At 67.9% G+C, this 10,757-nt stretch carries 8 protein-coding genes; 3 read left to right on the top strand and 5 right to left on the bottom strand.

The window, feature by feature from the left end; translation table 11 throughout:
- The first annotated feature begins 15 nt into the window (after window positions 1-15).
- Entirely contained in the window at window positions 16-645 is a 630-nt protein-coding gene (locus tag ACN20X_RS04095; protein WP_012202778.1) for a response regulator transcription factor, read from the top strand.
- A 5-nt stretch (window positions 646-650) separates the two neighbouring features.
- Here the strand turns inward: ACN20X_RS04095 and ACN20X_RS04090 are convergent, their stop codons facing one another.
- The 3 genes from ACN20X_RS04090 to ACN20X_RS04080 form a co-directional block, all read right to left on the bottom strand.
- Window positions 651-1,925: an amino acid deaminase gene (locus ACN20X_RS04090; RefSeq protein ID WP_047328051.1), complete on the bottom strand. Its 1,275-nt coding sequence runs from the start codon at window positions 1,923-1,925 to the stop codon at window positions 651-653.
- 105 nt (window positions 1,926-2,030) lie between these two features.
- Window positions 2,031-2,729: a YiaD family glycine zipper/OmpA-like lipoprotein gene (locus ACN20X_RS04085; protein WP_016454249.1), complete on the bottom strand. Its 699-nt coding sequence runs from the start codon at window positions 2,727-2,729 to the stop codon at window positions 2,031-2,033.
- A gap of 145 nt (window positions 2,730-2,874) precedes the next feature.
- Window positions 2,875-3,045, bottom strand: a complete 171-nt coding sequence (locus ACN20X_RS04080; RefSeq protein WP_016449371.1) for a hypothetical protein — start codon at window positions 3,043-3,045, stop codon at window positions 2,875-2,877.
- Here ACN20X_RS04080 and mltA point away from each other — a divergent pair.
- Entirely contained in the window at window positions 3,044-4,228 is a 1,185-nt protein-coding gene (gene mltA, locus ACN20X_RS04075) for a murein transglycosylase A (protein WP_473210308.1), read from the top strand. The genes ACN20X_RS04080 and mltA overlap by 2 nt on opposite strands.
- Window positions 4,229-4,298: 70 nt before the next feature.
- Here the strand turns inward: mltA and ACN20X_RS04070 are convergent, their stop codons facing one another.
- Window positions 4,299-6,059 (bottom strand): MFS transporter, encoded by a 1,761-nt coding sequence (locus ACN20X_RS04070; protein WP_374006324.1) that lies wholly within the window; start codon window positions 6,057-6,059, stop codon window positions 4,299-4,301.
- A gap of 159 nt (window positions 6,060-6,218) precedes the next feature.
- On the bottom strand, window positions 6,219-6,722 hold the full coding sequence (locus ACN20X_RS04065; protein ID WP_016449368.1) for an Lrp/AsnC family transcriptional regulator: 504 nt from the start codon (window positions 6,720-6,722) through the stop codon (window positions 6,219-6,221).
- A gap of 188 nt (window positions 6,723-6,910) precedes the next feature.
- Here ACN20X_RS04065 and ACN20X_RS04060 point away from each other — a divergent pair, with 188 nt between their 5' ends.
- A complete protein-coding gene (locus ACN20X_RS04060) occupies window positions 6,911-10,492 on the top strand; it encodes an indolepyruvate ferredoxin oxidoreductase family protein (protein ID WP_016454251.1) in 3,582 nt (1,193 codons plus the stop codon).
- Window positions 10,493-10,757: the final 265 nt, after the last annotated feature.

Below are 10,757 nucleotides of genomic sequence, written 5' to 3'. Positions count from 1 at the left end.
TGGAACAATAGGCCCATGGAACCTGTACCCGACGCCACCGTCTACATCGTCGACGACGACACCGATGTCCGCGAAGCGCTGGCCTGGCTGCTGCGCTCGCGCCGCCTGCTCAGCGAATGCTATGACAGCGCAGAGGCCTTCGACGCCATGCTGCAGTCGCGCCCACCGCCACGCAATCCCTGCTGCCTGCTGCTGGACATGCGCATGGGCGGCATGAGCGGGCTGGCGCTGTTCAACCTCATGCTGGAACGCAACCAGATCGCAGGCATGCCCGTGATCTTCCTGACCGGCCATGCCGACGTGCCCACGGCCGTGGACACCGTCAAGCGCGGCGCCTTCGACTTCTGCGAGAAGCCTTTCTCGGACAATGCCCTCGTGGACCGCATCGAACAGGCGCTGGAACTGTCGGCCCAGCACCAGGCCGAAACCCGTGCGCGCGAAGCCGTGCGTGCACGCTTCAACGAGCTGACGGAGCGCGAGCGTGACGTGATGCGCCTGGTGGTCGAGGGCATTCCCAACAAGCTCATCGCCGACCAGCTGGACATCAGCGTGCGCACCGTCGAGGTCCACCGCGCGCGCGTCTTCGACAAGATGCAGGTCAAGTCGGCCGTTGAACTGGCCAACCTGCTGCGCACACACGGCTGACCCCTTCAGAAATACGTGGCAATCACGTCCACCACGTCATAGCGGTCATTGACGACGGCCAACTGCCGCCATTTGTCAAAGGTCAGGCAGGGGTGGGAGATGTCGAAGGCCAGCATGTCGCCTATGCGCAGGCCATCGTCCTCGGCCACCTTCAGGAAAGCATGCTGGTCCATCATGGCCGTGACCTCCCAATGCGGTGGCGCCGCCACGGGCGCGGCATCACCGGGGCGGTAGCGCAGCGCGGGCCGGGGCGGCACGGCCTCGAAGGCGGTATCGCGCTTGCCCAGCGCCACGATGGCGCGGCCGGGCTCGGGCAGCGACTGCACATAGGCCCAGACCTGCAGCGCAGGCTGCAGGCTGGCACGCATCTGCTGCGCCACGGGATTGGTCTGGTCGATGCGCCGCTGCGCTGCCTGGTAGATGCCCGCGTCATGCGTGAGATAGCAGCCCGGGCGCAGCACCAGATCCAGCGGACCGCCGATGTCGGCCTTGCCGAACTCCTGGGCCACCACGTCATACCAGGCCGAGCCGGCGCCGGTGAGCACGGCCGGGCTGCGCTGCAGCCGGCCCTCACCCGCCAGCCGCTGGAGCCAGTCCACGGCGCGCCGCAGCAGGGTGCGGATGGGTTCTTCTTCCTTGAGCACGCCCTCGTAGACCTCGATCCCGGCCAGTCGCACGCCGGCACCGGCCCGGGCCAGCGCGTCCAGCAGCGGCTGCATCTGCGCATCGGAGCGAACGCCCGTGCGCCCGCCGGGCGGGCCCAGTTCAATCAGCACCTGCACGGACCGGCCCGCTGCGCCAAAAAAGGCGGCCAGCTGCTCGACCTGCTCGGCACAATCGACCAGGCAGAAGAACTCGAAGCCGGGATCGGCCAGCAGCTCGGCCACGGCCGCCATGTTGCGCCGGCCGATCAACTGGTTGGCCATGAGCACGCGGCGCACGCCATGGGCATGGGCCACGCACGTCTGCTGAGCGGTGGCCAGCGTGATGCCCCAGGCGCCCGCGTCGATCTGCTGGCGGAACAGGCGGGGCGCCATGGTCGTCTTTCCGTGGGGCGCGAGCTGGGCGCCGTAGGCATCCACAAAGCGCTGCATCCAGGCCAGGTTGTGCGACAGGCGCGACTGCGACAGCACGGCCACCGGCAAACTCAAGTCTTCCCGCAGCAGATTCCACCCCTGCGCGGCAGCGTCCTGCGGCGCGCAGGGGGCGGACAGCGCGCCCAGGCCCTTGTCGAGCGGGCTGACCACGTCGGCCGCGCCCGCTGTGCTTGCTTCACTCATACGACTCCCCATTGATGGATGGGAGCCAGCATAGGGCAATGCCGGTGCCCGCCCACGCAAAAACGCCCCGCGTTGCGGGGCGTTGCATCTGGCACAGAGCCCGGGTCAGCGGGGCTGCTGGTACTGCGGCTGCTGTTGATACTGAGGCTGCTGGTGCTGCTGCGGGATCTCGCCCACGAAGATCTCCACGCGGCGGTTCATGGCACGGCCGCTGGCCGAGTCGTTGGAAGCCACGGGCTGGTGCGAGCCACGGCCTTCGGTGGCGATGCGGGCGCCCGAGACGCCGCGCATGGTCAGGTAGTTGCGCGTGCTGTTGGCGCGGTCCAGCGACAGCGGATTGTTGATGGCGTCAGAGCCGGTGCTGTCCGTGTGGCCGATGATGCGCACCTCGGCATTGGGGTTGTTGCGCAGGCCCTCGGCGAAGCGGTCCAGGATGGGAGCGAAGTTGCCCTTGATGTCGGAACGGTTGGTATCGAACGAGATGTCGCTGGGAATGTCGAGCTTGAGCTGGTTGTCAGCCGTCTGGCTCACGTTCACGCCCGTACCCTGGGTGGCCTGCTCCATCTCGCGCTTTTGCTTTTCCATGTTCTGCGACCAGATGTAGGTACCCAGTGCACCCACGCCAGCGCCGATCACGGCACCCGTGCCGGCCCTGCCGCCGGTGACGGCGCCCAGCACGGCGCCGGCTGCAGCGCCCACGCCAGCGCCCGTGGCCGTGCGGCGCTGGGTGTCGCTCATGTTCGCGCAGCCGGAGATGAACAGTGCGGCCGCCGTTGCGGCGGCCAGAACGATGTGCTTGCGCATTGGAAACTCCTTTTGAATCTTGGGAACGCACCGTGCGGTAGCGCCAGGGTCCCCATTGTGGAAAGCAGGCTGCGCACAGCCTATCAGTGCGGGCAGGGCATACCCGTAGGACGGCGCCCGCTCCGCGAGGCTGCCTCCACGGCCGTCACGGGCCGCTGCGATCCTGCCCGGGAGAGGGTTTGTCTGGAGACGGATGCGAATCCCGTGGCGTGTCCACGGGCAACTCGCCCTTGCGGCGTCCGGAGAACATGGTCCACCACACAATAGCGACCAGAATCACCAAGGCCAGCAGTGCTTCGAGCAAAATCAACCCCATGAATTTCCACCTCCTGCGCCATGCCGCGATGGCGCTGATTGTAGGGACGCTGGTCGCCTGCACGACCACCACCAAGCCGGTCTACGACCCCTCGCCCGTACCCGATCTGCAGCCGGGCGGCTCTCCCGCCGTCACGCCCAGGCCCCCGCTGGTCACCAACACGCCCACCAAGAGCCGCTGGATCGCGGCCGACTGGAGCGAATTGCCAGGCCTGCAGGAGGACGCGCTGCACGAAGCCTGGAATGCCTGGCTAAAGAACTGCGAACGACCCAGTTCGGTCTTCGCAGGTCTGTGCCGCGATGTGCGCCAGCTGAGCATCGCCACGAGCGACGAGCAGCGCGCCTGGCTCATGGCCAATCTGCAACCCTACCGCATCGAGGCGCTGGGCGGCGGCCCGGACGGCATGCTGACGGCCTACTACGAGCCGCTGTTCGAGGCGCGGCGCCTGCCCGGCGACGGATTCAACGTGCCGCTGTACAAGACGCCGGCCGGCGCCGGCTTCGGCAGCCGCAAGCCCTGGTTCTCGCGCCAGCAGATCGAGACCCTGCCCGAGGCCCAGGCGGCCCTGGCAGGCCGCGCCATCGCCTGGCTGCGCGACCCCGTCGATGCGATGGTGCTGCACATCCAGGGATCGGGGCGCCTGAACATCACCGAGCCCACGGGCGCGCAACGCACGATCCGCGTCGCCTTTGCGGGCACCAATGACCAGCCCTACAAGAGCGTGGGCCGCTGGCTGCTGGACCAGGGACTGGTGCGCGACGCCACCTGGCCCGGCATCAGCGCCTGGGTGGCCGCCAACCCCGGCCGCGTCAATGAAATGCTGTGGAGCAACCCGCGCTACGTCTTCTTCCGTGAGGAGCCGCTGGAAGGCCTGGACCTGCAGTTCGGCCCCAAGGGCGCCCAGGGCGTGGCCCTGACGCCAGGCCGCTCCATCGCCGTGGACAAGCAGAGCATCCCCTACGGCACACCGGTCTGGCTGTCCACATCCGGGCCCACCGTGGCGCTGAACCGCCTGGTCTTCGCCCAGGACACGGGCAGCGCCATCGTCGGCGCCGTGCGCGCCGACTACTTCATGGGCTGGGGCCCCGAAGCCGGCGACCTGGCAGGCCGCATCAAGCAGAACCTGCGCCTGTGGGCCTTCTGGCCGCGCGCCCTGGCGAGCCAGGCACCCCACTTGAGGTGATTCCCTGAGCGGCTACGCCGCTTCCCCCTCTCTACTCGCTTCGCGAGGGAGGGGGAAGGCGCGCAGCGCCTCAGGGGGTATCGAAGTACCTCGTGACGCGCGGCGGTTCCTTGCCCTTGTGATACGCCAGCTTGCGGTCGCGCAGCGCCACGTCGGCGGCGGTGACGCGGTCGAAGCGGCGAAGGTGCTCGGTCCATGACTCGTCGATGATCTGCTCCACGTAGCGCTCCGGGTGGCTCATGCTGTGCAGCAGGCTCCAGCCCAGCGCGCCCTGGCGCATGCGGCTGCGGCGGCTTTCCTGCATGAGGGCGCGGAAGGCCTCGGCCTGGGTGGGGTCGATCTGGTACTCGATGGTGACGACCACGCGGCCGGCTTCGGGGATGTTGACCTCGGGGCGCTGGAAGGCCTTGGAGGGGCTCAGGTCCTCCTCGATCTGGCGGTCGCGCACCAGGCGCTGCACCAGCAGCATGCAGGCCACGCCGCTGGCGGCCGCCACCATGAGGCTGCCGCGCACGCCCACCATGCTGGCCACCTGTCCCCAGAGCGCGGCGCCTGCCGCCGTGCCGCCCATGATGGACATCTGGTAGATGGACATGCCGCGCGCCCGCACCCAGTTGGGCAGGGCCATCTGGGCCGAAACGCCCAGCACGTTGGCCGTGGAGATCAGCGCCATGCCGGCCAGCATCATGGCCGGCACCGCCATGTAGACATTGGGCGACAGGGCCACGGCCAGCGTGGCCAGCGCATGCACGGCAGAGCCCGACCGGATCAGCCTTTCCTTGGACATGGCCTGGCGCAGGCGCGGCAGGAACATGGCGCCCACGATGGCGCCCGCCCCCATGGAGGCCAGCAGCAGCGTGAAGGTCTCGGCGCCGCCCCCGCCTTCGGTCGGGCCGTGCAGGCGCTGTGCCACCAGGGGCAGCAGGGCCATCACCGCCGTGCACTGCAGGAAGAAACACACCGTGCGCGCCAGCACCGCATGCATGCGCGGCGACTCGCGCACGAACTGCAGGCCCACGCGCATGGCCGAGGGCAGGCGCTCGCGGCCCAGCGGGTTGGCCACGTGGCGGCGCTTCCAGCGGATCAGCACGATGCCCGAGATGACGGACAGCACGGCGTTCAGCACGAACACCCAGGCACTGCCCAGGCTGGCGATGATGGCGCCCGCCACCAGGGGTCCGATGATGCGCGAGGCGTTCATGGCCACCGCGTTCAGCGCCATGGCCGAGGGCAGGTGGTGCTTGGGCACGAGTTCGGGAATCAATGCCGAGAACACGGGCCAGCGCATGGCCAGGCCGATGCCGTTGGCAAAGGTCAGCACCAGCAGCCAGTGCGCCGTCATCCGGCCCGAGAGCACGAACAGGCACAGCACCAGGGCCACGGCCGCCACCCAGAACTGGGTAACGATGAAGTAGCGGCGCCGGTCCAGGATGTCGGCCAGCGCACCGCTGGGCAGGCCCAGCAGGAAGACGGGCAGCGTGGAGGCCGATTGCACCAGGGCCACGAGCACGGGCGAGGTGGTCAGCGAGGTCATGAGCCATGCCGCCGCCACATCGTTCATCCACATGCAGGTATTGGCCGCCATCCAGATCAGCCAGAGCATGCGGAAGGTGGGGCCGGACAGCGGCGCCCAGACGCCCTGCTGGGCCTGGGCCGTCTTCTGGCCTTCGGCCTCGGCGGCCGCCCTGTCGGCAGCGGCCATGCCGGACGGGTCCTCGAGCAGGGTGCCCGGCGCCCCCGCGCCCGAGGGCTCGGCCGGGGGCTGGGTGGAAGGCTCGGTTTCTGAGGCGGGTGGCTGGGCGGGGTCTGGTGTTGATTGTTCTGCGGCCATGTGTCCCGATTCTCGGGCCAAACGCAGGGTGGCGCCAGAAATGGTTGCCTTACTAATAACCACGATCACCACCTTGTACGACAACCGTTTTTCGCTCCTGTTACAGGAGCACACTGTCGCTTCGGCGCGACCTTCATAGGCCAGTCCGCCGGCCTGCGGCTACTGGCCAGGCAGTCCCTGGCCCGCCATGGGTCCCAGCTGGGACAGCGGCAGCGCATGGCTGGACTTGATCTCGCCCAGCGAGAAACTGGTCTGCATGTCCTTCACGTTGGGCAGGTTCAGCAGCGTGTTGCGCGCGAACTGCGCAAAGCTGTCCAGGTCGCGCGCCACCACCTGCAGCTCGAAGGTGCCGGTGCCGCTGATGTAGTGGCAGGTGACCACCTCGGGCAGCTTGCGGATGGCGTCCTCCATCTCCAGCGTCAGCGTGCCGGCCGTGCGCACGGCATCGAGCCGCACGAAGGCCAGCACGCCCAGGCCGATCTTGTGGCGGTCGATGTCGGCGTGGTAGCCGCGGATGAAGCCCGCTTCTTCCAGCGCCCGCACGCGGCGCCAGCACGGCGCGGCCGACAGGCCCACGCGCTGGGCCAGCTCGGCATTGGTCAGGCGCGCGTCGGCCTGCAGGTGGCCGAGGATGGCAATGTCGAATTTGTCCAAAGTTTGCACAAAACACCATTTTCAAGAAAGATCCTTGCTCAGGATACTTGAAACAGCGCAAAGAAAGCAAAGACCTATCAGACGAGCACGAATACACTGAAAAAAGGCGATTTGGTTCAGACAACGAGTGCCGTGCATGCCTCTTTCCCGTTCCGGGCAGGACATGACAGGGCGCCGACCATCGATGGAGACAAGCCATGAATGCCCCACTGCCCGAAGACGTGCGCCGCGCCCTGGAGACGGTCACCCTCGACGACAAATACGCTCTGCAGCACGGCCGTGCGTTCATGAGCGGAGTACAGGCCCTTGTGCGCCTGCCCATGCTGCAGCGCCAGCGCGACGCTGCAGCGGGCCTGAACACCGCAGGCTTCATCAGCGGCTACCGGGGCTCCCCGCTGGGCGGCTATGACCAGGCGCTATGGGCCGCGAAAAAGCACCTCGAATCCAACAACATCGTCTTCCAGCCCGGCGTCAATGAAGAGCTGGGCGCCACGGCCGTCTGGGGCACGCAGCAGCTGGATCTCTATCCCGAGACCAAGAAGTTCGACGGCGTCTTCGGCCTGTGGTACGGCAAGGGCCCGGGCGTGGACCGCTGCTCCGACGTGTTCAAGCACGCCAACATGGCGGGCACGGCCCGGCACGGCGGCGTGATCGCGCTGGCCGGCGACGACCACATCAGCAAGAGCAGCACGGCCGCCCACCAGAGCGACCACATCTTCAAGGCCTGCGGCACGCCGGTGTTCTTTCCCAGCAATGTGCAGGACATCCTGGACATGGGGCTGCATGCCTTTGCCATGAGCCGCTTCTCGGGCCTGTGGTCGGGCATGAAGACCATCCAGGAGGTGGTCGAGTCCTCAGCCAGCGTGTCGGTGGAGCCGGACCGCGTGAACATCATCCTGCCCGAGGACTTCCAGATGCCGCCCGGCGGCCTGCACATCCGCTGGCCCGATGCGCCGCTGGAGCAGGAGCAGCGGCTGATGAACTACAAGTGGTATGCGGCCCTGGCCTATGTGCGCGCCAACCGGCTCAACCACAACGTGATCGAGGGCCCCAACGACCGCTTCGGCCTGATCGCCAGCGGAAAGGCCTACAACGACATGCGCCAGGCCCTGGCCGACCTGGGCCTGGACGACGACACCTGCCGCCAGCTGGGCATACGCGTGCACAAGGTCAACGTGGTCTGGCCGCTGGAGGCCACCATCACGCGCGACTTCGCGCGCGGCCTGCAGGAAATCCTGGTGGTGGAGGAAAAGCGCCAGGTCATCGAATACCAGATCAAGGAAGAGCTGTACAACTGGCGCTCCGACGTGCGGCCCAACGTGGTCGGCAAGTTCAGCGATGAGCACGGCGGCGAATGGTCGGTGCCCAATCCCAGCCAGGACTGGCTGCTGCGCCCCAATGCGGACCTGACGCCGGCCCTCATCGCGCGCGCCATCGTCCAGCGCCTGACCAAGATCGGCGTGCCCGAACACATCGCCCAGCGCATGCACGAGCGCATTGCCGTGCTGGACGCCCGCGAGGCCGCGCTCAAGGTGGCCCAGAGCCAGCCCACGGGCGACCGCGTGCCATGGTTTTGCAGCGGCTGCCCGCACAACACCAGCACCCGCGTGCCCGAGGGCAGCCGCGCCGTGGCCGGCATCGGCTGCCACTACATGACGGTGTGGATGGACCGCTCCACCAGCACCTTCACGCAGATGGGCGGCGAGGGCGTGACCTGGGTGGGCCAGGCGCCCTTCACCAAGGACGCCCATGTCTTCGCCAACCTGGGCGACGGCACCTACTTCCACAGCGGCCTGCTGGCGATACGCCAGAGCATCGCGGCCGGCGTGAACATCACCTACAAGCTGCTGTACAACGACGCCGTGGCCATGACGGGCGGCCAGCGTGTGGGCGAGCGGCCCGAGGGCCATTCGGTGCTGCAGATCATGAACAGCCTCAAGTCCGAAGGCGTGGCCAAACTGGTCATCGTCACCGACGAGCCCGCCAAGTACGACGGCGTGGCGCTGGCCGAGGGCGTGACCGTGCACCACCGCGACGAGCTGGACCGCATCCAGCGCGAGTTCCGCGCCCTCAAGGGCTGCACGGCCATCATCTACGACCAGACCTGCGCCACCGAAAAGCGCCGCCGCCGCAAACGCGGCACGCTGGCCACGCCCGACAAGACCGTGGTCATCAACGAGCTGGTCTGCGAGGGCTGCGGCGACTGCTCGGTGCAGTCCAACTGCCTGTCGGTCGAGCCGGTGGAGACCGAGTTCGGCCGCAAGCGCCGCATCAACCAGAACACCTGCAACAAGGACTACTCCTGCGTGAAGGGCTTTTGCCCCAGCTTCGTCACCATCGAAGGCGGCCAGCTCAAGAAGCCCAAGAAGGAGAAAAAGGGCGATCTGTCCATGCTGCCCGCCATCCCGGAGCCCGTGCTGCCGGTGGCCGAGCAGGCCTGGGGCATCGTCGTGGCCGGTGTCGGCGGCACGGGCGTGATCACCATCGGCTCGCTGCTGGGCATGGCCGCCCACCTGGAGGGCAAGGGCGTGATCACCCAGGATGCGGCCGGCCTGGCGCAAAAGGGCGGCTCCACCTGGAGCCACATCCAGATCGCCAATCGCCCCGAGGCCATCTACACCACCAAGGTGGACATGGCCAAGGCCGACCTGGTGATCGGCTGCGACCCCATCGTCACGGCCACGCCGACCACCATGTCGGTGATGCAGCCGGGCCGCACCTTCGTGGCGCTCAACAGCCATGGCTCGCCCACGGCAGCCTTCGTCACCAACCCTGACTGGCAGGCACCGGACGACCGCTGCGCCAGCGCCCTGGCCCAGGCCGTGGGCCCCGAGCTGCTGGGCAGCTTCGACGCCGAGCAGGTGGCCGTGCAGCTGCTGGGCGACAGCATCTACACCAACCCGCTGATCCTGGGCTACGCCTGGCAAAAGGGCCGCGTGCCGCTGTCGCATGCCGCGCTGATGCGTGCCATCGAACTCAACGGCGTGCAGGCCGACAACAACAAGGCCGCCTTCGAGTGGGGCCGCCGCTGCGCCCATGACCTGGCTGCCGTGCGCGCCCTGTTCCAGACGGCCCAGGTGATCCAGTTCGTCAAGAAGCCTTCGCTGACCGAGATGGTGGCCAAGCGCGTGGACTTCCTCACGGCCTACCAGAACGCCGCCTATGCGGCCGAGTACCAGGCCTTCGTGGACAAGGTCCATGCCGCCGAGCGCGCCGTGGCGGGCTCGGGCACGCGCCTGTCGCAAGCCGTGGCCCGCTATCTGTTCAAACTCATGGCCTACAAGGATGAGTACGAGGTCGCGCGCCTGCACACCGATGCGGCCTTCAGCCAGCGCATCGCCAGCATGTTCGAGGGCGACTACCGCGTGGTCCACCACCTGGCGCCGCCGTCGTCGGCCGCCAAGGATGAGCAGGGCCATCTGGTCAAGAAGTCCTACGGTCCCTGGATGCGCAAGGCCATGCAGGTGCTGGCGAAGATGAAGGGCCTGCGCGGCACGGCGCTGGACCCCTTCGGCCGCACGCAGGAGCGCCGCACCGAGCGCGCACTGATCCAGGAATACCGCCAGTGCATAGAAGGACTGCTGTCCGAGCTCACGCCCGAGCGCCTGGCGCTGGCCGTGGAGATCGCCAGCATTCCCGAGGACATCCGCGGCTACGGCCACGTCAAGGAGCGCAACCTGGCTGCGGCCCGCACCAAGTGGAAGGCGCTGATGGCACGCTGGAACGCCCCGTCACGGGGCGCAGGCAGCACGGGACAGCCCGCAGTCGGCGTGGCCTGAAACCACACGGACAGCCCCGCCACAGGGGCGTCCTGTAAGATCGCGGCCGCCGCCCGTACCGTGAGGTGCGGGCGGCGCGGCTGCCTCCGGGGCCGCTTCAAGTGCCGTCACGCCGGGCGCAAAAACCACGAAAAACCGCGCTCCGCCCCTTTAAAAACGGCAGATGGCCGCCAGTTGCAGCCATCGTCGCCGAAAAACCCGCAGCAGCCAGATCCTGGCAGCCCATGTGGGTCAGGGCTGACGCATACAATGCTCCGTTCTCCTG

The sequence above is a fragment of the Delftia sp. PX-1 genome (genome assembly GCF_055797465.1).
Note: the sequence above shows the minus strand (reverse complement) of the source record. Positions and strands in the feature narration are given on the sequence as shown.